The 26,943-nt window shown below is 32.5% G+C and carries 32 protein-coding genes, 1 tRNA gene and 1 pseudogene; 29 read left to right on the top strand and 5 right to left on the bottom strand.

Annotated elements, in window-relative coordinates; genetic code table 11:
• Window position 1: 1 nt before the first annotated feature.
• From M9C82_03950 to M9C82_03900, 11 genes are all read left to right on the top strand, one after another.
• Window positions 2–412 carry a hypothetical protein gene (locus M9C82_03950; protein URQ73119.1) on the top strand — a complete coding sequence of 137 codons (411 nt, stop codon included), beginning with the start codon at window positions 2–4 and terminating at the stop codon, window positions 410–412.
• A 2-nt stretch (window positions 413–414) separates the two neighbouring features.
• Entirely contained in the window at window positions 415–822 is a 408-nt protein-coding gene (locus tag M9C82_03945; GenBank protein URQ73118.1) for an acyl-CoA thioesterase, read from the top strand.
• The gene (gene tolQ / locus M9C82_03940) at window positions 812–1,474 is read left to right on the top strand and encodes a protein TolQ (GenBank protein ID URQ73117.1); all 663 of its coding nucleotides are present in this window, start codon (window positions 812–814) and stop codon (window positions 1,472–1,474) included. The genes M9C82_03945 and tolQ overlap by 11 nt, the downstream gene beginning before the upstream one ends.
• The gene (locus M9C82_03935; GenBank protein ID URQ73116.1) at window positions 1,461–1,880 is read left to right on the top strand and encodes an ExbD/TolR family protein; all 420 of its coding nucleotides are present in this window, start codon (window positions 1,461–1,463) and stop codon (window positions 1,878–1,880) included. The genes tolQ and M9C82_03935 overlap by 14 nt, the downstream gene beginning before the upstream one ends.
• Entirely contained in the window at window positions 1,873–2,457 is a 585-nt protein-coding gene (locus tag M9C82_03930; protein ID URQ73115.1) for a TonB C-terminal domain-containing protein, read from the top strand. Before M9C82_03935 ends, M9C82_03930 begins: the two co-directional genes overlap by 8 nt.
• Window positions 2,454–3,731 carry a Tol-Pal system beta propeller repeat protein TolB gene (gene tolB, locus M9C82_03925; GenBank protein ID URQ73114.1) on the top strand — a complete coding sequence of 426 codons (1,278 nt, stop codon included), beginning with the start codon at window positions 2,454–2,456 and terminating at the stop codon, window positions 3,729–3,731. Before M9C82_03930 ends, tolB begins: the two co-directional genes overlap by 4 nt.
• A gap of 60 nt (window positions 3,732–3,791) precedes the next feature.
• Window positions 3,792–4,259: an OmpA family protein gene (locus M9C82_03920; GenBank protein ID URQ73113.1), complete on the top strand. Its 468-nt coding sequence runs from the start codon at window positions 3,792–3,794 to the stop codon at window positions 4,257–4,259.
• A 31-nt stretch (window positions 4,260–4,290) separates the two neighbouring features.
• Window positions 4,291–4,980 (top strand): tetratricopeptide repeat protein, encoded by a 690-nt coding sequence (locus M9C82_03915; protein ID URQ73112.1) that lies wholly within the window; start codon window positions 4,291–4,293, stop codon window positions 4,978–4,980.
• A gap of 22 nt (window positions 4,981–5,002) precedes the next feature.
• A tRNA-Lys gene (locus tag M9C82_03910) sits at window positions 5,003–5,078 on the top strand.
• A gap of 6 nt (window positions 5,079–5,084) precedes the next feature.
• Window positions 5,085–5,438, top strand: coding sequence for a CrcB family protein (locus tag M9C82_03905; GenBank protein URQ73111.1), 354 nt, complete (start codon window positions 5,085–5,087; stop codon window positions 5,436–5,438).
• Between the two features lie 5 nt (window positions 5,439–5,443).
• On the top strand, window positions 5,444–5,797 hold the full coding sequence (locus M9C82_03900; GenBank protein URQ73110.1) for a histidine triad nucleotide-binding protein: 354 nt from the start codon (window positions 5,444–5,446) through the stop codon (window positions 5,795–5,797).
• Window positions 5,798–5,801: 4 nt separating this feature from the next.
• On the opposite strand, the gene M9C82_03895 is transcribed toward M9C82_03900, so the two are convergent.
• Window positions 5,802–7,229, bottom strand: coding sequence for a M48 family metalloprotease (locus M9C82_03895; GenBank protein URQ73109.1), 1,428 nt, complete (start codon window positions 7,227–7,229; stop codon window positions 5,802–5,804).
• A 57-nt stretch (window positions 7,230–7,286) separates the two neighbouring features.
• Between M9C82_03895 and M9C82_03890 the strand changes: the two genes are divergently transcribed.
• Window positions 7,287–8,648 (top strand): AI-2E family transporter, encoded by a 1,362-nt coding sequence (locus M9C82_03890; GenBank protein URQ73108.1) that lies wholly within the window; start codon window positions 7,287–7,289, stop codon window positions 8,646–8,648.
• Here M9C82_03890 and M9C82_03885 read toward each other — a convergent pair.
• On the bottom strand, window positions 8,628–9,095 hold the full coding sequence (locus M9C82_03885) for a peroxiredoxin (protein ID URQ73107.1): 468 nt from the start codon (window positions 9,093–9,095) through the stop codon (window positions 8,628–8,630). The two genes, M9C82_03890 and M9C82_03885, sit on opposite strands and share 21 nt — an antisense overlap.
• Before the next feature lie 48 nt (window positions 9,096–9,143).
• On the opposite strand from M9C82_03885, the gene dapA reads away from it, so the two are divergent.
• Genes dapA through M9C82_03870 form a run of 3 tightly spaced genes read left to right on the top strand, consistent with a single transcriptional unit; the run spans window position 9,144 to window position 11,711 of the window.
• Entirely contained in the window at window positions 9,144–10,034 is an 891-nt protein-coding gene (gene dapA / locus M9C82_03880) for a 4-hydroxy-tetrahydrodipicolinate synthase (protein ID URQ73106.1), read from the top strand.
• Window positions 10,035–10,991: an outer membrane protein assembly factor BamC gene (gene bamC, locus M9C82_03875; protein ID URQ73105.1), complete on the top strand. Its 957-nt coding sequence runs from the start codon at window positions 10,035–10,037 to the stop codon at window positions 10,989–10,991.
• 3 nt (window positions 10,992–10,994) lie between these two features.
• Entirely contained in the window at window positions 10,995–11,711 is a 717-nt protein-coding gene (locus M9C82_03870) for a phosphoribosylaminoimidazolesuccinocarboxamide synthase (GenBank protein ID URQ73104.1), read from the top strand.
• Here the strand turns inward: M9C82_03870 and M9C82_03865 are convergent.
• The 3 genes from M9C82_03865 to M9C82_03855 are packed head-to-tail and all read right to left on the bottom strand — an operon-like array spanning window position 11,703 to window position 16,608.
• Entirely contained in the window at window positions 11,703–12,755 is a 1,053-nt protein-coding gene (locus M9C82_03865; GenBank protein URQ73103.1) for a 2-oxoacid:ferredoxin oxidoreductase subunit beta, read from the bottom strand. The two genes, M9C82_03870 and M9C82_03865, sit on opposite strands and share 9 nt — an antisense overlap.
• 2 nt (window positions 12,756–12,757) lie before the next feature.
• The gene (locus M9C82_03860) at window positions 12,758–14,602 is read right to left on the bottom strand and encodes a 2-oxoacid:acceptor oxidoreductase subunit alpha (GenBank protein ID URQ73102.1); all 1,845 of its coding nucleotides are present in this window, start codon (window positions 14,600–14,602) and stop codon (window positions 12,758–12,760) included.
• Window positions 14,602–16,608 carry an FAD-dependent oxidoreductase gene (locus tag M9C82_03855; GenBank protein URQ73101.1) on the bottom strand — a complete coding sequence of 669 codons (2,007 nt, stop codon included), beginning with the start codon at window positions 16,606–16,608 and terminating at the stop codon, window positions 14,602–14,604. Before M9C82_03855 ends, M9C82_03860 begins: the two co-directional genes overlap by 1 nt.
• Before the next feature lie 225 nt (window positions 16,609–16,833).
• On the opposite strand from M9C82_03855, the gene M9C82_03850 reads away from it, so the two are divergent.
• The 14 genes and pseudogenes from M9C82_03850 (at window position 16,834) to sdhD (ending at window position 26,941) form a co-directional block, all read left to right on the top strand.
• Window positions 16,834–18,039, top strand: a complete 1,206-nt coding sequence (locus M9C82_03850; GenBank protein URQ73100.1) for an IscS subfamily cysteine desulfurase — start codon at window positions 16,834–16,836, stop codon at window positions 18,037–18,039.
• 24 nt (window positions 18,040–18,063) lie between these two features.
• Window positions 18,064–18,486 carry an iron-sulfur cluster assembly scaffold protein gene (locus tag M9C82_03845; GenBank protein ID URQ73099.1) on the top strand — a complete coding sequence of 141 codons (423 nt, stop codon included), beginning with the start codon at window positions 18,064–18,066 and terminating at the stop codon, window positions 18,484–18,486.
• A pseudogene (gene fdx, locus M9C82_03840) lies at window positions 18,486–18,806 on the top strand (ISC system 2Fe-2S type ferredoxin). Before M9C82_03845 ends, fdx begins: the two are co-directional and overlap by 1 nt.
• 42 nt (window positions 18,807–18,848) lie before the next feature.
• Window positions 18,849–19,214 carry an iron-sulfur cluster assembly accessory protein gene (locus tag M9C82_03835; GenBank protein ID URQ74122.1) on the top strand — a complete coding sequence of 122 codons (366 nt, stop codon included), beginning with the start codon at window positions 18,849–18,851 and terminating at the stop codon, window positions 19,212–19,214.
• Window positions 19,215–19,228: 14 nt separating this feature from the next.
• Entirely contained in the window at window positions 19,229–19,423 is a 195-nt protein-coding gene (gene iscX, locus M9C82_03830) for a Fe-S cluster assembly protein IscX (GenBank protein URQ73098.1), read from the top strand.
• Between the two features lie 3 nt (window positions 19,424–19,426).
• A complete protein-coding gene (gene ndk / locus M9C82_03825; GenBank protein URQ73097.1) occupies window positions 19,427–19,834 on the top strand; it encodes a nucleoside-diphosphate kinase in 408 nt (135 codons plus the stop codon).
• A 2-nt stretch (window positions 19,835–19,836) separates the two neighbouring features.
• Window positions 19,837–20,637, top strand: a complete 801-nt coding sequence (locus M9C82_03820; protein ID URQ73096.1) for a helix-turn-helix domain-containing protein — start codon at window positions 19,837–19,839, stop codon at window positions 20,635–20,637.
• On the top strand, window positions 20,621–21,733 hold the full coding sequence (gene ispG / locus M9C82_03815; GenBank protein ID URQ74121.1) for a flavodoxin-dependent (E)-4-hydroxy-3-methylbut-2-enyl-diphosphate synthase: 1,113 nt from the start codon (window positions 20,621–20,623) through the stop codon (window positions 21,731–21,733). The genes M9C82_03820 and ispG overlap by 17 nt, the downstream gene beginning before the upstream one ends.
• Window positions 21,734–21,736: 3 nt before the next feature.
• Complete coding sequence (gene hisS, locus M9C82_03810; protein ID URQ73095.1) at window positions 21,737–23,002, top strand: histidine--tRNA ligase; 1,266 nt, start codon at window positions 21,737–21,739, stop codon at window positions 23,000–23,002.
• Entirely contained in the window at window positions 22,999–23,646 is a 648-nt protein-coding gene (locus tag M9C82_03805) for a tetratricopeptide repeat protein (protein ID URQ73094.1), read from the top strand. Before hisS ends, M9C82_03805 begins: the two co-directional genes overlap by 4 nt.
• On the top strand, window positions 23,636–24,772 hold the full coding sequence (bamB, locus tag M9C82_03800; protein URQ73093.1) for an outer membrane protein assembly factor BamB: 1,137 nt from the start codon (window positions 23,636–23,638) through the stop codon (window positions 24,770–24,772). The genes M9C82_03805 and bamB overlap by 11 nt, the downstream gene beginning before the upstream one ends.
• 13 nt (window positions 24,773–24,785) lie before the next feature.
• The gene (gene der, locus M9C82_03795) at window positions 24,786–26,171 is read left to right on the top strand and encodes a ribosome biogenesis GTPase Der (GenBank protein URQ73092.1); all 1,386 of its coding nucleotides are present in this window, start codon (window positions 24,786–24,788) and stop codon (window positions 26,169–26,171) included.
• 42 nt (window positions 26,172–26,213) lie between these two features.
• Window positions 26,214–26,585 carry a succinate dehydrogenase, cytochrome b556 subunit gene (gene sdhC / locus M9C82_03790; GenBank protein URQ73091.1) on the top strand — a complete coding sequence of 124 codons (372 nt, stop codon included), beginning with the start codon at window positions 26,214–26,216 and terminating at the stop codon, window positions 26,583–26,585.
• Window positions 26,579–26,941, top strand: a complete 363-nt coding sequence (sdhD, locus tag M9C82_03785) for a succinate dehydrogenase, hydrophobic membrane anchor protein (GenBank protein ID URQ73090.1) — start codon at window positions 26,579–26,581, stop codon at window positions 26,939–26,941. Before sdhC ends, sdhD begins: the two co-directional genes overlap by 7 nt.
• Window positions 26,942–26,943 lie beyond the last annotated feature (2 nt).

Raw genomic sequence — 26,943 nt, 5'->3', positions numbered from 1 at the left:
AATGACAAATTCTAGAAATAAAGGAGCAGCCTTTGAGCGGGAAATCGCAAATTTATTAAACGAAGAACTTGAATTAACAATTCCTTTAAAACGAATCTTAGAACAGACAAGAGAAAAATTTTTACCTGACCTAATCCTTGGTAGATGGCACCTAGAATGTAAACGTTACGGCCAAGGTAATGAGCCAATTGAAAATTGGTGGAATCAAGTTTTGGATTCGATAAAAGAAAGAGAATTACCTGCTTTAATTTATAAATTTAACAATAGACCTATTAAAGTTAGAGTTCCTTTGTATTCTGTAAATCCTTCATTAGACAAAGACAATTCCAATACGTGTGATTTATTGTGGAAGGATTTTGTTTATTTAATAAAAACTCTCTACCAAGAAGATATAAAGTCTCACAAAAGCTAATAATGTCGTCATTAAAAATAAGAATTTATTTTGAAGACACTGATGCACAAGGAGTAGTTTACAACTCAAATTACTTAAAGTTTTTAGAAAGAGGTAGAACCGAATTCTTACGAGAAATTGGCTACGATCAAAAACAACTTTTAGATAATGATATTATTTTTGTAGTGAAAAAAGTTAGCCTAGATTTTATAAAACCAGCTGAACTAGACGACATAATAGAGGTTAGAAGTAAAATCTTTGGAGTAAAAAATGTCACTTTTTCCTTTTATCAAGAGGTTTTAGATTCCAATGGTCTTAAAATTTTAACAGCTGATGTCAAATGTGGATGTTTGGAAACAAATAACAAAAAACCTACTAAAGTACCTTCAAAGCTTCTTAATTCAATGATGGAGAAAAGTAATGGCATTTGAAATAGATTTAATTTCTCTTTTTTTTCAAGCAAGTTTGGTTGTCAAACTTGTTTTAATAACTTTACTAATTATCTCTTTTGTATCTTGGTGGTTCATTGTTGAAAAATATATAACTTTTAAGAGAGCAGAGCGAGATATATATGAATTCAATAAAATTTTTTGGACAAACAACGATCTTGAAAAAATTTTTACTAAACTTCAGAGAAAAGAAAAACTAATAGGTTTAGAGCAAGTTTTTGTATCTGGATTTAAAGAATTTAGTAAAAAAGCAAAAAAACCTCCAAATCTTGATCAAATTAAAAAAATTTTAGAAATAACTATTTCTAGATGCGAAGAAGAATTTTCTAAAAGGCTACCTTTTCTCTCTACCGCTGCCTCAGTGAGCCCCTATATAGGATTATTTGGCACTGTTTGGGGTATCATGAATGCCTTTGGAGGTTTATCTCAGTTAACGCAAGTTTCAATAACTGTTGTAGCACCAGGAATTTCTGAAGCTTTAATAGCGACTGCATTGGGTTTATTTGCAGCTATTCCAGCTTTGGTTTCATACAATTGGAATTTGAACAAGATTAATTCCTTTGTAAACGAGTACAGTAATTTCTCCGAAGAATTAATTATTATTTTTTCTAACCAAATTGATGAGAGCCAATAACCCTAAGAAATATCTTGCCGAAATTAATGTGATTCCCTATGTAGATATCATGTTGGTTTTACTTCTTATATTTATGGTGACTGCGCCTTTTATTATTCAGGGAATAAATGTTGATCTGCCAAAAGTAGATTCAGCACCAATAGACGATTTTGAAAATAATTCTTTGACAATATCTATCAATAGTTCAGGCAAATATTATTTAGAGCTTGATACTTTCAAAGATCAAGAGTTAACTTTAGAAAAAATTGAAAACGAATTAAAAAAAATTATAACTAGTAATAAAATCGAAGTTTTTATAAGAGCGGATTCTCAAGTAATTTTTGATGATGTAGCAAAATTAATGTCTTCTTTGCAAAAGTTAAAACCTAACTCAATTAATTTTCTCACAGAACCAGAAAATGATTAATTATCAGTTAGGTTTTGTTTTCTCTCTATTAGGACATGTACTCATTTTGCTGGTCATAACTTTAGATTTTTCAATTTTTCTCCCTAAGGAGAAGATTTTCGAAGTAATTCCAATTGGTTTTGTACAAGAAAAAAGAGAAGAAAATAAAATCAAAGGTTCTTCCGAAATAATTTCTTTATTAGATTTAGAAAAAAAAGAAATAAATACTCCTTTTAAGAAAAACTTAGAGAGTCAGCCTAATAATTCTAATTTATCGATTTCAGCGAAAGAAACCCTCGAAAATCTTGAATTAAATAAAAATCTCAAGACTATAAATTTGATTCAAGCAAAATTTATTAATCTGTGGAACAAACCATCTGTTTTGAATGAAAATATCCAGGCTTCAATCAAACTTACTTTGTCTCCTTCAGGAGAAATACTTTCATCATCTTTAATAAGTTCAAGTGGAAATAAAAAATTTGATGAATCTGCTTTAAAGGCAGTCTCAAAAGTTAATTTTTTAACTGAGTTATCGGAAATAAAAAGGACTGACTTTGAAAAATACTTTAGGGAAATAACTTTGGTATTTAAGTCATGATTGTAAAATTTTCCTTTTTTGTTTTAATTTATTTTGCTTCTTTCGACGTACAAGCTAAATTGCAGATTGAAATCATCAAAGGGACTGAAAAGCTTCCAAATATTGCCGTAGTACCTTTTATGAATATTGAGAATAATAAATTTAATTTCCAAATTAGAGATTTAATTAACGAAAAATTAAATCTTTTTGGAGAGTTTGAATTATTACCATCCGAGAAGATGCTTTCTTATCCCACAAAAGTAGAGGATTTTTTCTTTAGAGACTGGAAACTTCTCTCTTCAGACTATGTTGTTTTTGGAAATATTACTTCTTTAGATAAAACCGTTAACATTAATTACTTTGTTTCAGACATTAATTTAGAAAGAATTGTCTTAAATGGAGACGTAAACGGCAGCAAAGAAGAAATTGAACTCATTACAAAAATTATAAGTGATAGAGTTTATGAAAGCATTACAGGCCTGAAAGGCATATTCAATACAAAACTAGCTTATATTTTGAATCCTGGTCCAGAGGAATACAGTATTTGCGTATCTGATATAGATGGGAAAAATGAAGAAATTTTATTTTCATCTAATTCACCCTTAATGTCGCCAGATTGGTCACCGGATGGAAAAAAACTTGCTTACGTGTCTTTTGAAAAAGGTTTTGCAGAGATATTTATTCAAAACCTTGTCACTGGCCAAAGAGAAACAATTCCAACTCTTGGAATGAGTAAAAGTGCTCCCGTTTGGTCTCCAGATTCTAAATATTTAGCATTTGTAATCTCAATGTCAGGAAACCCAGATATTTATATTTATAATTTAAAGACTAAAAAAATAACTCGCCTTACTGATCATTATGGTATCGACACTGAGCCGGCATGGTCTCCCAATGGAAAGCGACTATTGTTTACTTCAAATCGATCAGGAAGTCCTCAGATTTTTGAAGTTAAGATCTCTAATAAAAGAGTCAAAAGATTGACGATGGAAGGAAATTACAATGCAAGATCAAGATTTTTTCCAAATGGAAATAATATTGTTCTGGTACATGGGAATAATGGAGTCTTTCACATTGCGACAAAAAATCTTAAAAATAAGTTTATTAATATTGTTACAAAAACTTCTTTAGATGAATCTCCAACAATTTCACCCAATGGACATATTATTATTTACTCTGCCAAAAAAGATGAGCAAGGATATTTAGCTGGAATTACTGTGGATAAAAAATCTAAATTTCAGCTTCCTGTAAAATTAGGCTCTATTAGAGAGCCTGCTTGGTCTCCTTTTTTGAACTAATGATTTTTAAAATTGTCTAATATTTATATGCTTTAATTTACAATATCTGGAGGAAATCTAATGAGAATTAACAAGAATTTTTTAATGCTATTTTTTATAACCTTTTTTATAGGTTGTGCTACCACAGTGAGTGATACTGTAAGCACAACAGATTATCTAGGAATTGATGGTATTGACTATGACGAAGCGGATAAAATAAAAACAAGTCTTCAAGAAAAAGTCTATTTCGATTTCGATAAAAGTGCTTTGAGTAACTCTACTAAAGAAGTTCTCTCCAAATACGTCGAAGAATCAAAAAAAGCCAGTATTATCAGATTAGAAGGACATTGTGATGAGAGGGGAACTAGGGAATACAATCTAGCTTTAGGAGAAAAAAGGGCGATAGAAGTAAAAAACTATCTAATAATTCAAGGAGTTCCCTCATCAAAAATAAAAATCATAAGTTATGGAGAAGAGAAGCCAATAAGTTTTGGCTCAACTGAAGACGATTGGAAACAAAACCGAAGAGTTGAAATAGCCTTATTCTAGTAATTTAAATCACGTGATAAAAAATCTTATATTGATCCTTTCTATATTTACTCTTTCGAGTTTAGGCTTAGCTCAACAGAAAAATGAATCTTTTGAAATTTTATTAGAAAAGTTAATTAAACTCGAAGAGGAAATCGCTAATTTATCAAATAGTATCGATCAAAATTCTTATGAGTTGTCACGAATAGAAGAAGCGAATCAACTTAGATATATTGATTTAGATAGACGCATACATCAACTTGAAACATTAATTTTATTATCCGAAGCAGACTCTGAAGTTTTAGAAGAAAGTGAAACAAGAGATGAAAATCCTCTTTCAGGACTTACAGATAATACCGAAACTGAAGAAGAATTCGCGCTCTGGTCAAATTCTTTAAGGTTAATAGAAAACTCTAGATACTCCGAAGCAGCAGAAAATTTAAGGCTATTGATAATGTCTTATCCTGAAGGGGAATATGTAGTTGAAGCTTATTTTTATTTAGCTGATATTTATCTCTTGCAACAAATGTTTCAAGATTCCTTAGAAACCTTCAATTCCCTTTTAATAAATTTTCCTGAAAATGAAAGGGCACCGGAATCATTTTATAAAATTGGATTAATTTTTCTTGAATTAGAAGATCAAGTAAAGGCTATAAGTAATTTTAATAATGTTATACAAAATTATCCTGATTCGACTGCAGCTATTCTCTCCGAACAAGAATTAGTTAAACTTAATAATTGATTTGTTATAATTCTTTCCTTTTGGGTCGTTAGCTCAGTTGGTAGAGCAGTTGGCTTTTAATCAATTGGTCATAGGTTCGAATCCTATACGACCCACCAGGAATTATGAGTTATTTGTTGATATTTGTTGGAGGAGGTCTTGGAGCTGGATCGAGATTTTTCTTAACTAACCTTTTCAATAACTTCTCAATTCTTGGGTTCGCTTCAGGTACATTGATTATCAATATATTGGGCTGTTTTCTCATAGGTTTTTTGATGAATGACAACCTCAATTTTTCAAAACATATACAGTTTTTTTTTGGAATTGGATTTCTCGGTTCTTTTACGACTTTTTCTGCTTTCACGAAAGAGGCAATTCTTTTCTACGAACAAATTGGAGTTTTTGCAAGTATCATATACTTTATGATGAGTATCGTTTTTTGTTTACTAGCAAGCTATGTAAGCTATAAATTTTTTTAATTGTTATGGATAAATCAATCTTTGAAAAAATAATTGATAGAGAAATTCCTTCTGAAATTTTGTTTGAAGATTCCCAATGTATTGTCATTAAAGATATCGCACCTAAAGCCCCAGTTCATTTATTAATTATTCCAAAAAAACCTATATCGAAGTTATCAGAGAGTTCAGATGAAGATACCCAGCTTTTAGGGCATTTATTAAAAATTGTTAGAAATATGGCTAAAAAAGAAGGAATTGATGAAGCTTTTAATGTAATCATTAATAATGGGGAAAAAGCGGGCCAGACTGTTTTCCATCTTCATATTCATTTGCTTGGAGGCGGAAATATAGAAATTCCTAATGATTTAAAAACAAACTAACTTTTTAAGATAATTCTCTCAAAGCTTTTTTTGTTTCAAATATATCTTCGAGCCTACTAACGATAGATTCTCTAATTTCAAAAAAATTTTTTGAAAGTTTCAGAGCCTCTCTTAGCTGGAAAATTGCTGCGTCATATCTTCCTGTTAACATGAAAAACTCAGCACGGGATCTGTGTAAACCAAGAATATTGCCGGATAAACCTTGTGCTTCTGCAAGTTCGTACCAAACTGAAGGATCAGAAGGCTTATTTCTACTTAATTCTATTAAAATGCCTTCAGCGTCTTTTGGTTGGTTGTTTTGTAAATAAGCTCTAGCTAAAATTTTTGAAATGGCATAATTATCTTGATTTAAACCAAGTAAAGTCTCGCCGACAGATACGGCCTCGAAATTATTTTCTTCAGCTAAATGTAACTCCATAAGTGTTGTCTGAAAAATTAGATTATCGGGAAGTTGATCAAGTAAATTTCTTAACGCTTTAAAAGCAACTGGAAAATTTTTTAATTTTTTATAAGAAAGTACAAGTCCGTACTCTGCTGCAATTATTGATTTTTGATCAAGGTTTGAAGAAAGAATATTCTGATATCCTTTGATAAGATCTCTTACGTTAGATGAGGAGGAAACGATTGATCTAGCTTTTATTAAATAAAAATCTAGCGAATCTCTGTACTCGTTTTCTTTTTTGATTTCTGATTCTCTAAGTCTAGCATCTGTTATTCTCTCTTTTGGAAGCGGATGACTCATTAAATAAGAATATTCTTCATCATTATTACCCCTAGATTTTTGAAGTTTCTGAAACATGCTTGACATGCCTTTTGGATCAAAACCTGCTCTAACTAAATTGTTAAAACCAATTCTATCCGCTTCTCTTTCATTGCTTCTAGTGTAGTTAATCGAGAGTTGTTGGATCAAAGCGGGGCCTAAGTAAATCCCTTCGGGACTTCCTGAAGCTGCAGCAACGGCAACACTACCTAGAATAAGCAGGGCATTACCTAGGGCTGTCATTTGAGATTGAGACCTTGCGAAATGTCTTTGGCTCAAATGTGCCAATTCATGACACATCACAGACGCAAACTCAGATTCAAAGTCAGTTTTTAAAAACATACCTTTATTAACACCAATGATTCCACCAGGAGCGGCGAAAGCATTTATAGATTCATCATCTACTATTACAAATTCATACCTTCTATCTCTTACTTCACTAGTTTCAGAAATTCTATATATCAGGTCTTCCAAATAAGTAGTCGTTAATGGGTCTTCATACTCTTTTACAGAAGATCTAAAGATTGAAAGCCAAAGTCGACCAAGTTCGTATTCACCAGATAATGAAATTGCTGCAGACGAAGGATCCCCCAATAAAGGCAGATTATCTTCAGTCTGATTAAAAGAAGTCGTAGAAAAAGATATAAGTAAAAATAAATAAAAATATTTCATTTAAAAAAGTATAATTCTTAAACGTTGATATTTTAGTTAAATATTCTGAGAATTTACATGTTTAATTTTTTGAAAAATTTCTTTGATACTTACTTTTTCAAAGAAGAACAATACGTAGCTCTTCTGCTTATAATCATATCTCTTGTTTTAATTTATTTTATTGGCAGCCTTATAACACCTTTCTTTGTAGCTTTATTAATAGCTTATTTACTCAATGGAGCGATGAATTATTTTAAATATAGAGGCGTATCGAATAATTTATCTTTATTTTTGGCTTTTTTAATATTTACAGTATTTTATGTTTCAATCTTTTTGATTTTACCTCTCATAACTTCCCAGATTGGATCTCTAATAAACGAGTTACCAGCGATAGCAAGTTATGTTGAAAAACTTGCTCAAGGGTTGCTTCTTGAGTACCCAGAATTGTTCTCTCAGAGTCAAGTAGATAGCTTAGCTGGAAGTGTCACTTCTTTTCTTCCGACTATAGCTGAACAAATTCTTATTCAAATGAACGCAGGATTTTCAGCAGCAATGAATGCATTGATTTATATTATTTTGATTCCCTTTTTTGTTTTCTTTTTTTTGAAAGATAAAAAAGAAATGATTGGTTATGCGACTTATTTCTTGCCAAAAAATTCTAAACTTTTATCTACTTTGTGGAGAGATTTAAATGTTCAGTTGTTTGGTTACGTGAGGGGAAAAGCTCTTGAGATGATTATTGTTGGAGTTGTGACATCAATTGTATTCGAGCTAATAGGAGTAAATTATTCTATTTTGCTTGGTATTATGGTTGGACTATCTGTTTTAGTTCCTTTATTTGGAGCAATAATTGTGACGATTCCAGTTGTAGCTATTGGACTCTTTCAATATGGTTTAGACACAACTTTTTTTATTTTTTTAGGAAGTTATTTAGTAATCCAAACTTTAGATGGAAATTTTCTTTTTCCACTCTTGCTAGGCCGAGAGGTTAATCTCCATCCAGTATTAATTATTCTAGCAATATTAATATTTGGAGGTATTTGGGGTTTTTGGGGGCTACTATTAGCGGTTCCTATAGCTACATTTATTAGGGCGATATTTAGGGTTTGGCCAAAAAATGAGTTAGTTCCTTTATTTGGAGCAATAATTGTGACGATTCCAGTTGTAGCTATTGGACTCTTTCAATATGGTTTAGACACAACTTTTTTTATTTTTTTAGGAAGTTATTTAGTAATCCAAACTTTAGATGGAAATTTTCTTTTTCCACTCTTGCTAGGCCGAGAGGTTAATCTCCATCCAGTATTAATTATTCTAGCAATATTAATATTTGGAGGTATTTGGGGTTTTTGGGGGCTACTATTAGCGGTTCCTATAGCTACATTTATTAGGGCGATATTTAGGGTTTGGCCAAAAAATGAGTTAGCTGCTGGAACTGATTGATTCTAGAACTTCTTCCACGTGACCAGGAATCTTTACTTTTCTCCATTCCTTAACTAGCTTTCCTTTTTCATCAATAAGAAATGTACTCCTTTCTATCCCCATGTATTTTTTTCCGTACATGCTTTTTTCTTTAATCACATCAAATAAATTACATAATGACTCGTCAGGGTCAGAAATCAATTCAAAAGGAAAACTATATTTATCGATAAAATTTTCATGAGATTTAATGCTTTCTCTCGAAACACCATAAATTTCAGTATTTAATTTTTTAAATTGAGGATAGAAGTCACGAAAATTTTCACCTTCAGTTGTGCAGCCCGGTGTGTTGTCTTTTGGATAAAAGTAAATGACAACTTTTTTTCCCAGTAAATCTTTAGAATTCAATCGATCCTTTCCTGTTACAGAGACATTAAAATTTGGAACTTTTTTATTAATTTTAACTTTCATTTTTATCGTTAAATTATTAATGAAATTTAAGATAAAATAAAGTTTTTAATGAATATTAAAGGCGCCATCACAGCTTTAGCTACTCCCATGAAAATGGATGGGTCTCTAGATTTTTCATCTTTAGAAAAATTAATTGAGTTTCAGATATCCGAAGGCATTAATGGATTGGTAGCAGTAGGAACGACCGGAGAATCCGCAACAGTCGATGTAGAAGAACATTTAGAAATAATTAGTTTTTTCATAAAAATTTCTAATAATAGAGTGCCCATAATTGCTGGTACTGGAGCAAATTCAACTAAAGAAGCTATTGAGCTGACTAAAGAAGCTAGAGACCTTGGTGCAGATGCTGCTCTTTTAGTTTCGCCTTATTATAATAAGCCTACTCAAGAAGGCCTGTTTAGACATTTTACAGAAATAGCAAATCAAGTTGATATTCCTCAAATTATTTACAATGTACCCTCAAGGACAGCAAGCAATATTGATGTCAATACGATCAAGAGACTTTGTTCAAATCCGAACATTATTGGTGTAAAGGATGCTACTGGAGATTTAAAAGTCTTTGATGAGATAAAACATAAATGTATCGAAGAAATAGAATCAGATAATTTTTCTTTATTTTCAGGAGACGATGAAACTTCTTTTGAATTTATTTCTAGAGGAGGGCACGGAACAATTTCTGTAACTTCCAATATCCTGCCGAATATGATTGCCAAAATGTGTGAAGCTGCCAGCAATAATTCAGATGATTTACAGGAAATAAAAAAACGATTGGAGAAAATAAATAAACTTTTATTTGTTGAATCTAATCCGATTCCAGTAAAATTTGCCCTTAAAAACATGGGGTTAATTGATGAAGGAATAAGACTTCCATTAACTTGGCTAGATCATAAATTTCACCATGAAATAAAAGAGGAACTAAATAAACTTGATTTAATCTGAATGAAAATTTATTGCGCTATTTTTGTTTTAGTTTTTTTGATTGGTTGCGCTTCTGATCCTTCCAATTCAAAAGCAAACGTTTATCTTTCAGAAAAGGATAATGAGAGTTTAGAAGATCTAATTGATATAGATGTAAATAATTCTATAGACTTGTTTCCAATTCCCGCTACAAATATTAAATCTCCTCAATTAGTTTACGATTTACCCTTGCCTAAGCAATTTTTTTCGGCAGATAATTCGAACGAAATCAGACTTCATTCTCTAGGAGAAATAAGGTGGATTTACTTAGGTCTAGAACCAAGTAAAGTTTGGCCAATTATGAGAGAGTATTTTGAAACTGACTCTTTTGTAACCTTAGAAAATATAAACGCAAATTTAGGGACAATGGAAAGTCAAGAATTTGATCATTTCGGAAAAAGGTCAAAAATACAATTTAAACTTGAAAGGGGTTTGCAAAGAGAAAGTTCCGAGCTATTCATTTCTCATCTTGTCTTACAAGATAACACATGGGCTAAAGAAGAAACAGAAACAGATTTAATAGAGAACAATGTAAAAAAAATCTTAGATTTTTTTAGTAATTCGGATCCAGTAAGCGGCACATCTCTGGTAGCGCTGAATTTAAATAATGAAGATAAAGCATTTGTTTTTGAGGATGATGAAGACGGTGATACCAAAATTAAAGTGATGATAAGTTATCCAAGAGCTTGGGCTGCTGTAGAGAGATCAATAAAAATCGCTGGTTTTGAACTGGTGGATAAAAATAGAGACGAAGGAAAATTTTACCTTTCTTGGAAAGGCGAATCGTCTTTTTTTGGAAGAAATCAAAGCGATAGATTGATTCAAGTAAAAGTAGAGAAAATGGAAGAAGATATTTCAATAATTTCAGTTTTCATGGAAAATAAAGATCTTGAGATTTCGAGAGAGATCATTTCGCAATTAAATCAAGTCCTTACATAGATCATGCTAGAAAAAAAAGAATTACTTAAAACCGGTAAAGCCAAGTCACTCTACATTACTGAAGATCCTAAAAAATTAGTTATGGAATACAAAGATGATACTTCGGCATTTGATGGAAAGAAGATTGAACAAATTGCGGGAAAAGGCACTGTTAATAATAGGTTCAATAGCCACATAATGGAACATTTAAATGACAATGATGTTCCCAATCATCATTTAGAAGTATCTAGTCCCAATGAAAGCATAGTGATGTCTTTAGATATGTTTCCAATTGAATGTGTAGTTAGAAACTTCGCAGCAGGAAGTATTTGCAAGCGCCTTGGATTAGAAGAGGGAATGAAAATGGAGCCTCCAATTTTTGAATTCTTTTATAAAGACGATGACCTTGGAGATCCACTTATCAATGATTGCCACATTACGGCATTTGGATGGGCAAAAGATTCTGACATTGAAATTATGAAAGATCTTACCCTCAAGACTAATTCAATTCTTGTTTCTCTTTTTGATGAAGCTGATTTAATTTTAGTGGATTTTAAAATTGAATTTGGACTTTCAGATGGAAAAATTTATTTGGGTGACGAATTTACCCCAGACGGATGTAGAGTTTGGGATAAAGAAACAAAAAAGAAGCTCGATAAAGATCGATTTAGATTAGGCCTTGGCGATGTAGTTGAATCTTATCAAGAAATTGCTCACAGATTAGGAATCGAGCTAACTTAAGCCATTATTAATTTCTCTAAGTATTTCTTCCCCAGGACAAAGTTCCTCTTGAGTGAGCTGATTTAATGGTTTTTTTGTAAGATTTAAAGTCTCATGAAGATCATTTGAGTTTTCGTCAAAATAAAGAAGGCCAGTTAATAATTTACCTTCTTCACTTTTTTCTCTTATATAACTCAGTGACTTTCCTTGATCGGTTGGATCGAATTTAGAATTTACTTTTTCTAGAGAAATTTTAGAACCATCATGAAGGTTAACTTCAACCGATGATCCTGAGGCATAAGAAGTAGTAATTTCTTCACCTAGTGGAACGAAATCCGTTTTTCCAACTGCTTCGTTATGGTTTCTGATGTAATCATAACTTTTTGTCGAAGTATCATGATTATTGAAGGTTACACATGGGCTTATGATATCCAGCAAAGCAAACCCTTTATGTTGAATAGCTCCTTTTATAAGGGGAATGAGTTGATCTCTGTCACCAGAAAAACTTCTTGCCACATAACTTGCCCCTAATTGAATCGCCATAGACGCTAAATCAATTGGCTTGAAAAGATTATCTTCTCCATATTTATTTTTTGATTCGAGATCATTAGTTGCAGAAAATTGTCCTTTAGTTAAACCATAGGTACCATTATTTTCTACAAAATAGACCATATTAATCTGACGTCTAATCGCATGGATAAACTGACCAATGCCTATAGAAGCACTATCACCATCGCCTGATATTCCTAAATAAAGCAAATCTCCATTCGCACAATTTGCACCAGTAGCAACAGATGGCATTCGGCCATGAACTGAGTTGAATCCATGTGATTGATTTAGAAAATATGCAGGAGCTTTTGAAGAGCAACCTATGCCAGATAATTTTGCAACTTTATAAGCTTCAATATTTAACTGAAAACAAGCTTCAATAATACATGCACTGATAGAATCATGACCGCAACCTGCACATAAAGTAGATATGGCGCCTTCATAGTCTCTTCTAGTTAGCCCAAGTTGATTTACCTCAAGTCTAGGATGATGATTAATTGGTTTTTTAAATGACATTTTTATCTTTCTTTAATATTCTTATGAGATTTGTAATTAACTTCTCTCTCCGAAATTTTATTCACAATGTATGAAGCCTCAATAGGGTCTCCAGTGAAATGAACCAGAGGCCTTAAAATCTCTGCTGAAATTCCTCCTTCAGCCATGATTAAAGTTCTCATTTGACTGTCTCTATTTTGCTCCACAACATAAATTCGATCATGATTAGCAATGAACTCCCAAACATCTAGATTAAAAGGAAAAGACCTAATTTGCATCAGATCTAAATTAATATTTTTAGTTTTCAATATATCTTTGGCTTCTAATACAGCAGGTTTTGAACTGCCGTAGTAAATCACCCCACAACTGTCTTCACCATTAATTTCAATTATTGGCTCAGGAACTAAATCAGTAGCAGTTCTAAATTTTCTCATCAATCTTGTGAGGGTTTGAGCGTTTATATTTCCATCTTCAGTATATCTAGCATATTCGTCATGTGAAGTTCCTCTAGTAAAATAAGCTCCTTTTTCAGGGTGGGTGCCCGGATAGGTTCTGTAACAAATACCATCATTATCAGAGTCCAGATATCTTCCGAAAGAGTCAATTTTCTCAAGCGCTTCATAATCTAAAACTTTTCCCTTGTTGTAAGAAACAGTATCGTCCCATTCAAACTTGTCACAAACCCAATCATTCATACCCATATCTAAATCACTGACAACAAATACTGGAGTTTGAAGTTGGTCAGCAAGATCAAATGCTTTCGCAGAAAAATCAAAACAATCTTTAGGATCTGCTGGAAAAAGTAACACATGTTTGGTATCTCCATGAGAAGCATATGCGCAGGCTAAAACGTCTGATTGTTGCGTTCTTGTTGGCATGCCTGTGGAGGGACCACCTCTTTGCACATTAAAAACTACTAGAGGAATTTCAGCAAAATAAGCTAAACCCAAGAATTCACTCATTAAAGAAATTCCTGGACCACTCGTGGCTGTAAAACCTCTAGCACCGTTCCAGTTAGCCCCTATGGCCATTCCAACAGCAGCAAGCTCGTCTTCAGCTTGTACACTTGCATAAAGGTTTTTCCCACTTTTTTCATGAACTCTGTATTTTTTTGCATACTTTTCATAACCTTCAGCAAGAGAAGTGGAGGGAGTGATAGGGTACCAAGAACAAAATGTTGCTCCACCATATACTGCGCCTAGACCGGCTGCTTCGTTTCCAGATATAAGAATTTTATTCTCCAGAAGATTTTTTCTTGATAATTTTATTCCAATTGGATAATCCAAGTTTTCAAGAACATAGTCTCTTCCTAAATTTAATGCCTTGATGTTTGGTTCTATCAAGGCAGGTTTATTAATAAATTGTTCTGAAATAATTGATTCTAAAACTTCATATTCAATTTCCATCAAAGCAGATAATGCACCAACATAAGCAATATTTTTGAAAAGCGCTCTTTGTTTTGGATTTTTAAAGGTATCGACACATAGCTGAGTCAATGGAATCTCAATAATGTTAATGTCATCTCTGTTGAAATTTCTTTTCCAAGTTGAGTCATATAAAAGATAGCCACCTTCAGATATTTCTTCTATATCCTTGGAGTAGCTTTGAGGATTCATTGCTACTGAAATATCAACTCCACCTCTTTGCCCCAAGTATCCTTTTTCACTTACTCTAACTTCAAACCATGTTGGCAATCCCTGAATATTAGAAGGAAAAATATTTTTCGGACTAACTGGAATGCCCATTCTAAAAATCGCCTTAGCAAACATTTGATTTGCACTTGCTGAGCCAGTTCCATTAACGTTTGCAAATTTAATTACAAAATCATTAGTAGATTGTATTGAATCTAGTACTTTAGGATTGAACATTAGGCTACTTCTTTGACCTTAATCTTATTATTCAAAGTGTGCCCTTCAATATAAGTATTTTTTTTCATATCCCAAGCACCGGTTGGACATCTTTCAGCACAAAGGCCACAGTGAACGCACATATCTTCGTCTTTAACCATTCTTCTTTTAGTTTTCAGCTCACCGGACACGTATAGACTTTGATCAAGATTTAATGCTGGCACCCTTAACTTACCTCTGATCTCTTGTTCAGTATCATTATCGATAAAATTAATACAATCTGTGGGGCAAATATCTACGCAAGCATCACATTCGATACATAAGTCATCCTCGAAAACGGTTTGCATGTCGCAGTTTAAGCATCTTTGCGCTTCTTCTAGAGCAAGCTTTTCATCAAACCCAAGCTCGACTTCCATTTTTAAATCATCAAGAGCTTTAGAAAGATCTGCATGTGGCACTTCGAATCTCTTAGCTTGCGATATGTCATTATCATAAGACCATTCGTGAATTCCCATTTTTTGGCTAACCAAGTTTGTTATAGGGTCTGGTCTGTTAAGCAAATCAACATTTGAACAAAAATTATCTATAGAAATTGCTGCCTGATGTCCGTGAGCTACTGCCCAAATAATATTTTCAGGACCCCAAGCTGCGTCTCCACCAAAGAAAACTTTAGGATGAGAAGACTGCATAGTAGTTTTATCTACTACAGGCATGTCCCATTCACCGAATTCAATACCAATGTCTTTTCTAATCCAAGGGAACGCATTATCTTGGCCAATCGCTAAGAGTACATCATCGCATTCATAAACTACTTCTTCTCCACTTGGAACTAGTTTAGAAACACCATCAATGTCTTTTTCAACCATTTTGTCAAACTTCATACCTGTTAATTTTCCATTTTCATCTAGAAGAAATTCTTTAGGGCTTGTATTGTCCAAAATTGGAATACCTTCTTCCATAGCTTCTTCAATTTCCCAGTCAGAAGCTTTCATTCTTGAAAAGGGACTTCTTACAGTTACTTTTACATCTTTAGCACCTAATCTAACTGCGGATCTGCAACAATCCATAGCAGTATTACCCCCTCCTATAACTAAAACTCTTTTACCTATTTCTTTTGTATGTTCAAAAGCAATACTTGTTAGCCAATCGATACCAATGTGAATATTTTCAGAAGCTTCCTTTCTGCCAGGGAGATTTAAGTCCTTTCCCTTTGGAGCGCCTGTTCCAATAAATATTGAATCGTATTTATTTATTAAAGGCTCAAGATCATCTATATAAGAATTAGTTTTCAATTCTGCGCCCATTTTTACAATTCTGTAAACTTCTTCATCTAAAACTGATTCAGGTAATCTAAAAGAGGGTATGTTAGTCCTCATCAAACCACCTGGTTTTGAATCCTTTTCAAAAATTGTGCATTCATATCCTAACGGCAGCAAATCTCTAGCCACAGTTAAAGATGCAGGACCCGCACCTATTAAAGCAATTTTTTTTCCATTTTTTACAACTGGGACTTCTGGCAATAAATCTTCAATGTCGCCTTTATTGTCATAAGTAACTCTCTTAAGTCTGCAAATTGCAACCGGTTTGTCATGTGTTCTTGTCCTTCTACAAGCTGGCTCACAAGGTCTATCACATGTTCTTCCTAAAATTCCTGGAAAAACATTCGATTCCCAATTCAACATATAAGCATCAGTGTATTTTTGTTGAGCTATTAATCTTATATATTCAGGGACATTGGTGTGTGCCGGACATGCATATTGACAATCTACAACCTTGTGAAAATATTGAGGGTCCGATATGTCTGTTTTTTGTAAAAAATCTTTATTATCAGTATCAAATTTTGGATTTTTTTCGAAATGAGATTTGAGTTCAGAAACTATTTTATCTCTAACAAGAAGGGCTTTTTCTAAGTCTTTTTCACCGGTAGTTTGTCTTAGATCGTAACCTAATTCTTCTCTATATCTTTTGGGTACAGCGACTTTAACCCACCAAATATTGTTCCTTTTAAATAAATATTTCTTATCCATAGCAATAATTTATTTTTTTTATGTACCTTTAATTACAGAGTTAAAATCTGATTATATACTTAAAAACCCCTATATTTCAATAATTATTGAGATATTAAATGGCTCTTAAAAAAAAACCATTTAATTAGATTGTACCTTAATTCGATGATATAATAAGGTTATTATTTTGAATATTAATGATGTACCTTCTATTGTATTTAACTTTTTAAGCAACATAATATGACAATGAAACCTCTATATTTCGATTACGCCTCTACTACCCCTGTTGATCAAAGGGTAATAGAAAAAATGAAGTCTTGCTTATCTATAGATGGTAATTTTGGAAATCCTGGATCAAGATCTCATGCTTTTGGATGGCAGGCAGAAGAGCTTGTTGAAGAAGCTAGAATTAATGTTGCTGAACTTTTAAATTGCGATCCTCGTGAAATAATTTGGACCTCTGGTGCTACTGAGTCGGATAACCTAGCTATAAAGGGTGCAGCATATTTTTATAAGGATAAGGGTAAACATATTATTACTTCAAAAATAGAACATAAAGCTGTCCTAGATACATGCAGACAGCTTGAGAGTGAAGGATTCGAAGTTACATATCTTGAAACAAATGAAAAGGGTCTAGTTTCTCTTGAATCTATTGAAAACAACCTAAGAGATGACACATCGCTAGTAAGTTTGATGCACATTAATAATGAAATTGGCGTTCTGAATGACATAGATGAAATTGGAGAATTATGCAGAGATAAGGGAGTTATATTTCATGTCGATGCGGCACAAAGCGCAGGAAAAGTTAACATTGATCTCTCAAAATTAAAAATAGATCTTATGTCCTTCTCGGCACATAAGATTTATGGTCCCAAAGGGATCGGCGCATTGTATGTTAGAAGAAAGCCTAGAATAAGATTACAACCACTTTTTCATGGTGGAGGTCAGGAGAGAGGTATTAGAGCAGGAACATTACCAACACATCAAATTGTTGGTATGGGTGAGGCCTTCAAATTAGCTAATTCAGAAATGAAAAATGATTTTAAAACCATTTCTTCTTTTCGAGATCTTTTGTGGAACGGATTAAAAGACATGGAAGAAATTTACATTAATGGTTGCTTGGAAACTGGATATCCTGGAATTTTTAATCTTTCTTTTAACTTTGTTGAAGGGGAGTCTCTAATAATGGCTTTAAAGAACATCGCAGTTTCCTCTGGTTCTGCTTGCACTTCGGCAAGCCTAGAGCCGTCTTATGTCCTAAGAGCCTTGGGTAGACCTGATGAATTAGCTCATAGCTCTATTAGGTTTTCTTTCGGAAGGTTCACTAAAAAAGAGGAAGTTGAATTTACAATTAACCTTGTTAAAGATTCGGTTTCCCAACTTAGAGAAATATCTCCTCTATGGGAAATGTATCAAGATGGCGTAGATTTAGATAAAATAGAGTGGGCGTAGAAGAATTATTATGGTGAGGTAAATATGGCTTATTCGCAAAAAGTTGTAGATAAATTTGAAAAAACATTAAAGAATCCAGAAGGAGCTAGTGTTGGCAGGTGGAAGCCCGGCGACAAAGACTTCCATAGGGTAGGGACAGGGATAGTTGGAGCTCCTGCTTGTGGTGATGTAATGAAGCTTCAAATTAAATGTGAAAATGTTGATGACAAGAATGTAATTGTAGATGCAAAGTTCAAAACTTATGGATGTGGCTCTGCAATAGCATCCAGCGGTCAATTGATTGATATGCTTAAAGGCAAAACTTTGGAAGAGGCTCAAAAAATTTCTAATCAAGAAATTGTTGATATTTTAGAACTTCCGGCAATTAAAATTCATTGTAGCGTTCTAGCAGAAGAAGCTATTCATCGTGCTATAGATGATTTTAAAAGTCGAAGAAATAATGATTAATGCCCAAAATAAAAATATTACCTCACGAGGAACTTTGCCCTGACGGAGCAGAGTTTGAATCTGTAGCGGGAAAATCTGTTTGTGAAAACCTTCTCGATAACTCAATAGATATTGAACACGCATGCGAGCTATCATGTGCTTGTACTACATGCCATGTAATATTTAGAGAAGGCTTTGAAACTTTAAATGAATCAACAGACGATGAAGAGGATCTTTTAGATAAGGCTTGGGGATTGGAGCCTAATTCAAGACTGAGCTGTCAAACTCTGGTAGGTGACAAAGATTTAACTATTGAAATTCCGAAATATACAATTAATATGGTTTCTGAAATTCACCCAAAGAAAGAAAAGGATACTGGTTCAATGCAAAATACTATTTCAAATAATGACTTTAGTTTTTCGGAAAGCGCAGTTAATCATATTACAAAATTACTAAAGAAAGATAAATCTACTGGAGTAAGGATTACGGTTAAAACTTCTGGGTGTTCAGGGTATGCTTATGATCTCAGTTTAGTAAAAGAAGGAGAGCAAGATGACTACTCTGGTAACTTTTCTGATATAAATTTATTCATAGGCAAAGAAAGTTTTATTTTTTTGAAGGGAACAGAACTTGATTATGTCCAAAATGGACTAAATTCTGAGCTAATTTTTAATAATCCTAACATTTCAGCTCAGTGTGGTTGTGGAGAAAGTTTCAGCATTGATCAAGAGCTTTTTCAAAAAGCTTAATTCTTAATTAAATAATGAAATGGACCGATACGTATGAGATTGTCGATGAGTTAATCGAGAACCACTCTGACATAGATCCTGAGAAAATTCTTTTCACAGACTTAAGATATTTAGTTTTTAATATTAAAGGGTTTGAAGATGACTTTGAAAAATGTAATGAGAGAATCTTAGAAGCAATCCAAGCAACATGGATAGATGAATTAGATTAAACAATGGAAAAAACACTTTGCATAATAAAGCCTGACGCTGTAAAAAATTTTTTTGTTGAGGATATCAATAAGTTAATTAAATCTAATGGCTTAAAAATTATTAATTCAAAACGAATAAAATTATCAAAAAAAATTGCAGAAGATTTTTATTCGGAGCATGCAAAAAGACCATTCTTTTCTGAACTAGTTGAATTTATGACTTCAGATTTTTCAGTTGTTCAGATATTACAAGGAGAAGATGCGATTTCAAGATATAGAAAACTTATGGGAGCCACTAATCCAGAAGATGCCGAAGAAGGGACTCTAAGAGCAAAGTTTGCAGAATCTCTATCTAAAAATGCAGTTCATGGTTCAGATTCACCTGACTCAGCGATAAGAGAAATTGATATAATGTCGAAAATTTTCGACTAAATATGAAAAAAGCTTGGATCTCTAAAATCAGAGAGGTCAGAAAAATAAAAAATTTATCAATAGAGGAAGCTTCTAAGGCTATTAATGTTCCTGTAGCCTTCTTAAAAAATTTAGAAAAAGAAAAATTCAAAAAGCTTCCTCCAGCGGTTTATACGAAATTTCATATAAAAAAATATTTTGATCTTCTTGAAGTCAATGCAGATGAATGTCTCAAGGATTACGAAAGTTATATTTCTAAAAAAAAGAAAAAAAATGAAGATAAGGATACAAAAAAAAGAGAAGCTCTTGAATCTAAAAATTTGAATAACTACCTTCTAGTTTCTTTTGGATCTCTTTTTGCAGTTGGACTTTTTTTATTTTTTATTTTTTCAAACCCTTCAACTGAAATAACTTCATCGGATATAAATAGTGAAGAATTACTTTTAGAAAATTTTGATTTAAGCTCTGATCAAGAAGCAAAAATTTATGAGTCTTTACCAGAAAAGCTAATTCAGGAAGATTCCGAGGAAAAGTACTCTAATTTTACTCCCCTAGAAGATATACCTTTGAAGCTAAACTTAGAGATAGTAGGAGAAAGTTGGATTGTATTAGAAGATAAAAATGAAAGATTGCTTTACGAACTTATGCAAACAGGTTCCTATGAGCTTAGAGGCGTTCCGCCATTCTCCTTTAAAGTAGGATATGCTCCGGCAGTGAAAATATTTATTTCTGACAAAGAATTGAATTTTAAAAAATTTATAAATAGAAGTTCAAATTTTGCTTCTTTCTATACAATAAATGGATATGATGTCGAAAAAAACTGAAATTAAAAGAAGAAAATCGAAAAAAATCTTCGTTGGCAAGGTAGCGGTTGGTGGCAGCTCTCCCATCTCAGTTCAGAGCATGACAAATACTGATACCGAAGATGTTAAAGCCACAGTAAACCAAATAACCTCCCTTGAAACCGCCGGGGCCGATTTAATTAGAGTTTCTACGCCTACAATGTCTTCGGTAGAGGCTTTTAAAGAAATTAAAAAATTAACAAACGTCCCTTTGATAGCTGACATTCATTTTGATTATAAAATTGCATTGGAAGTCGCTAAGGCAGGAGCTGATTGTTTGAGAATTAATCCAGGAAATATAGGATCGGAAACAAAAGTAAATGCTGTAATAAAATGTGCCGAAGATCATGATATCCCAATAAGAATAGGAGTAAACGCAGGGTCGCTTGAAAAAAAACTCCAAAAGAAATACGGAGAACCTTGCCCCGAAGCCTTAGTTGAATCGGCTATGGGCCATGTTGAAATTTTGAAGAAAAATAACTTTGAAAACTTTAAGTTAAGTATCAAAGCATCCGATATAGATTTAATGACCGAAAGTTATCGTTTAATTGCAAAAGAAATAGATCAACCACTACATCTTGGTTTAACAGAGGCAGGAGGCTTTAGGTCTGGTACCGTTAAATCAACAATAGCAATCAGCCAATTATTAAAAGAAGGAATTGGAGATACGCTTAGAGTTTCTTTAGCCTCAGATCCAGTCAATGAAATAAAAGTTGGATTTGACATACTCAAATCTTTAAAACTAAGAAAAAAAGGAATAAATTTTATTGCTTGTCCAAGTTGTTCTAGGCAAAACTTTGATGTCATTAAAACGATGAATGAGTTAGAAGTGAGGCTTGAAGATATAAAAGAAAGTATCGATGTCGCAGTCATAGGCTGTTATGTTAACGGTCCTGGCGAATCTAAGGCGGCTCATGTAGGCCTCACCGGGGCGAGTCCGAAAAGTTTAATTTATGTTGATGGAACTCCAGATGAGAAAATAAGTAATGATCAAATAGTTGATCGAATAGAAAAAAAAGTAAGGATAAAGATTAAGGAAATGGCTTCAAAAAAAGAAAAATTAATTGCAAGCTCCTAAATCATGAAAAAAATACAAAAAATAAGAGGTGCTCACGAGATAAATCCCAGCGAAGCAAAAAAATGGAGTGAAACAACCAAAAAAATAATTAGTTTTTTTGAATCCTATTCCTACGAAGAAATAAGATTACCAATTATTGAAAATACGGATTTATTCTCAAGATCAGTAGGGGAAGAAACTGACATTGTGAACAAAGAAATGTTCAGCTTTGAGAGTAAAAGCGGGAAATCTTTATCTCTTAGACCCGAGGGAACAGCAAGTTGCCTAAGAGCCGCCATTGAAATGGGTCTTACCGATTTAGGACCTCAAAGACTTTATTATCACGGTCCAATGTATAGGTATGAGAGACCGCAGAAAGGGAGAAATAGAGAATTTTATCAATTAAGTATCGAAGCTTATGGATTTAAGAAATTCAATATCGAATTAGAAATGATCGATTTATCTTATAAGTTATTTTCTCATTTAAATTTATTCGAACCGATTTTAGAAATTAATTCATTGGGATCGGAAGCCAGTCAAAAAAAATTTTCTGATGCTTTAAAAGAGTATCTATTACCTCTTAAAGATAAACTCGACCTAGATAGTCAAAAGAGACTATCATTAAATACTTTAAGAATTTTAGATTCAAAGAATCCTGAAACTCAAAAATTATTAAAAAAGGGACCAAAACTTTCTCAATTTATTGAAACTCATTCTCTAGAGAAATTTGAAGAATTAAAAGAAGAAATCTCCAAAAAAAACATACCTTTTATCATTAACGAAAATTTAGTCAGAGGATTAGATTATTACAATGATGTAGTTTATGAATGGAAATCCAATCAACTTGGGAGTCAAAATACTTTTTGTGCTGGGGGAAGATATGATTCCTTATCAAAAAAATTAGGGGGAAGAGATATCTCTGCAGCAGGTTTTTCAATTGGTCTAGATAGGCTAATGCTCGTGATCCCTGACGACTCTTTTAAGAAGTTAAAGAAAAAAATTATGATCATAATTTTAGAGGATAGTTTTTATTCTTTTGGGGCTAGTCTTGCGGATAAATTAAGAAGTCAATTCCAACAATTATCTGTAAGATACGATGGCTTTGAGTCCAATCTTAAAGTTCAATTAAAAAAACTGATAAAGGAAAATTATGATTTTGTAATTATTCTTGGTAAGGAAGAGATAAAAAATAAATTACTTTCATTCAAAGATTTAACAAAAAGTGATAACCAAGTATCACTTCCAGAACAAGAAATTTTTAAAATTTTAGAAAAAAATTTAAAAATATGAATAGTTTTAACTTAGAAAGCATCCTTTTATTCTTAAAAAATAATTATTTTTATTTTTTAATAGGTTTTCTTTTACTAGCCGTTATTTTTGGATCCTTTTTTGTATATAAAACTAATGAAAGAAATAAGATTTATGAATCTCAAGAAGTTTATGAAGAATATTTGGAGGAAATTAATTCTTTTGAGGAAATTGATATCGAAGCTTTAGAAAATTTGTCATATAAATTAAAAGATATATATGACGAATCAGCTTATTCCTTAATGGCTGATTTTTATTTAGTGAAAATTTATTTTGAAAATGGAGAAGAAGAAAAAGCTTTGAATACAATTCTGGAACTAAATTCTACTCTTGAACGAGAAAATTCGTCTAAGTCTTTTTTAAGAGACTTATCTAGAATTAGATTAGCTTCGATTTATATAAATTTCGATAGGTTTGATGAAGCAAGAGAGGTTTTAATTAGAAATTTTGATTATTATGATTCTTTAAGATTAGAAAAATTGGGTGACTTAGAAAAAGAAGATTTGAACCCCAAGAAGGCCGAGGACTACTATAATAAGGCCATCGAACTTTCAGATAATCAAACGCAAATAAATTTATTAAATTTTAAATTGTCCAGTTTGGCATCATCTAGCAATGTTAATTAGATTTATAAAGTTATCTTTTTTTTGTTTCGTACTAATTTTTTTAATTAGCTGTCAGTCAGATGATGAAATAGTAGAAAAGCCAGCAGAACTGTTAAGGATAGATTCTAAAATAGATTTAGATCAAAAATGGTCTAAAAAAGTATTTTCAGATATTTCTCTAGGAAGACAAGAAATAGTAGTCGATTCAGATGGAATTTTTTCTTTTTCATCAAATGGTCGGGTAAATTCTTTTTCTCATCTTGGAAAGTCAAATTGGGAGACCGATTTAAAGATAAATCTATCTGCAGGGATAGGAAAAAGTTTTGGGTCCTTATTTGTTACAACTTTAGATGGCGGGGTTTATTCCTTGAACAGCGATAATGGAAATTTAGAATGGTCATCATCTGTGGATGGAGAGATTTTATCAGTTCCTAGTTCTAATGGAGACATAGTAGCGGTTCAAACAACCAATGGGAAGGTAACTGCATTGAATTTAAGAGACGGAAATTTTAGATGGGAATATGTAAGTGTTTTGCCTAGTTTATCTTTGAGAGGAACAAGTACTCCTGTATTTGATAACTCGGATCTATATGTCGGATTTGCCAATGGAAATTTGGCCAAGATAGAGCCACGGTCAGGGGTAGTTCAATGGGAGGTACCAATAACTATTTCTAAAGGTGCCTCGGAAATAGAAAGGTTAATTGATGTTGATTCAAGGCCCTCAATATCTTCAGGAATAGCTTTTGCTGTAAGTTATCAAGGAGATATTTCAGCAATAAATGTAAGAAGTGGGGGAGTTATATGGAGAGAAAATATTTCTTCGACCAAAAATATCTTGGAATCTAATAGAAACGTATTTCTTGTAGATGAAGATAGTGAAGTAAAAGCCTTTTCAGGGTTAACTGGAATAAGTCTCTGGAAGTCAAAAGATTATCGCAAAAGAGATTTAACCGCTCCCGTTAAGATTGGCAATTACTTAGTGGTTGGAGACTTTGAAGGTTATTTGCACTTTTTAAATATTGAAAACGGTAAAACTGAGGGAAGATTCAGAGCAGGAAGATCTCAAATTGTTGAGCTCAAGGTTTTCGAAAATACTTTAGCGAGTCTAGACAACGCAGGTAGATTGACTTACCTTGAGGTAAATTAAGTGATAATTTGCTATGGGACCTTTAGTTGCAATCATCGGAAGACCTAATGTAGGTAAATCAACATTATTCAACTCTCTTATTGGCGAAAATTTATCCTTGGTTGCCGATTTTCCTGGTCTGACAAGAGATAGAAAATACGGTTCAACCAATATACAAAATTCATCTTATATTTTTATAGACACTGCGGGTATTAGTAATACAGATGACGATTTTGAAAAACTGATTCTTTTAGAAACAAATAAAGCAATACAAGAAGCTGATGGATTTTTATTTTTAGTCGATGCAACTTCTCCGTTGAGCGCTCTAGATGAAGAAATAAACAAAATCCTTCGCAAATCAGGTAAAAACTATCTCCTTTGTATCAACAAATCAGACAAAAAAAACTCAAAACTAAACCTTCAAGACTATTATGAACTTGGTGTAGAACATTCTTTGCCCATTTCTGCAAAAAACAAAAATGGATTATCCGAGTTGAAAAATAAAATTAAGAAGATTTTCCTCTCAGATTATTCACCAGATCTTGAAAAATCAAAGGAAGTAAATAAGTACAATATTTCAATTTTGGGGAAACCGAACGCAGGAAAATCTACTTTTTTTAATACAGTTTTAAAAGATAAAAGAGCAATAGTTTCAAACGTTCCTGGTACAACTGTAGATTCTATTTCTGAAAATTTAATTTTTAAACAAGAATCTTTACTTTTAACAGACACAGCTGGGTTGAGGAAAAAAGGAAAAATTAAAAAAGATAACGAAGTATATTCTTCTAAGAAAGCCATAAGTTCAATAAGGAGCTCAGACGCAATTATCTACCTAATAGACGGAAGAGAATTAGTAACTGATCAAGATCTCCATTTATTATCTTTAATTATTTCTTCCGGCAAACCCTTAATTATTGGTATAAATAAATCTGAAACTTTGAGTAATTATGAAAAATCGCTTTTAAGAAGAAATCTTAATAAAAAATTAAATTTTTTAAGTCACATTGAGGTTGATTATATTTCTGCTTTGAAAGGAATTGGAACGAGTAATATTCTTACAAAGCTTCTAAAAACCATCAAAAAAAGTAGAAAAGAATTCAATCTTAAACATTTAAATCTTCTTATAGAGGAAGCCCAAAAACTCAATCCACCTTCTATGATAGGTAGGTTTAGACCAATTATAAAATTTGTAAGTTTAGGCAATTCTCTTCCGCCAACCTTCATTTTTCATGGAAACAAACTTGAGGGTATAAATAAAAATTATGAAAAGTTTTTAGAAAATTTTCTGAGAAAAAAGTTAAAGCTTCAAGGCATTCCTATCAAATTTGTTTACAAAACTAACGTTAATCCTTTTAAAGATAAAAAAAATCAACTTACAAAAAGGCAATATGCTAAGAGAAAAAGGGTCAGAAGCCATTGAACCTTAGTTTTAACTTAATATAATGCCTAAAACTTTGTAAATATGTCCAAACCACCTCTTTTTTTAAACTTACTTAAAATTAGACTGCCAATAACTGCCAAGGCCTCTATTACACATAGAATCTCTGCAATTGGAGTATTTTTTCTTCTTTTTCCCTTCTTAGCAGCCTTGCTTATAGCAACTAGCTCACAGGAAGGCTTTAACCAAATTGTTCAGTTATCAGATTTAATTGTGATAAAACTGGCCTTCAATTTGTTTGTGGCAGGCATTACTTACCACTATGTTGCTGGAATAAGACATTTAATTATGGACCTAGGATACTGGGAGACTTTAAGATCCGGTTCTTTTAGTGCTTATGGAACTTTCTTAGTTAGCGGCTTATTAATTGCTTGGTTTTCAATTTTGATATGGTAACAAAGGTCTATACTTTCAAAAGAACAGGTATTTTTGATTACCTGATGGTAAGACTTTCAGCCGTTATTCAAGCACTATATTTTTCAGTTATAACCTATTATTGGTTGATGTATATGCCTTTAAATTACGCTCAACTGGTAAGTTTTTTTGATATCCTATGGATAAAGATAGGAACTTTATTGGTTTTAGTTTCGATTTCTTACCATTCTATAAAAGGTATTCATCATATTATTGAAGATTATCTAACTGTAGCTAGAGTAGGAAAATCTTCTAATTTTCTTCAGATTTCAGTTTTAGCCTTTAGTTATCTGCAAATCTTAGGAGCCTTTGTTTGTACTATTTTTATAATATTTTAGGA

It is taken from the genome of SAR86 cluster bacterium, from assembly GCA_023703675.1.
Classification (GTDB): Bacteria; Pseudomonadota; Gammaproteobacteria; order Magnimaribacterales; family AG-339-G14; genus AG-339-G14.
This window is presented reverse-complemented; position numbering and strand designations above follow the sequence as displayed.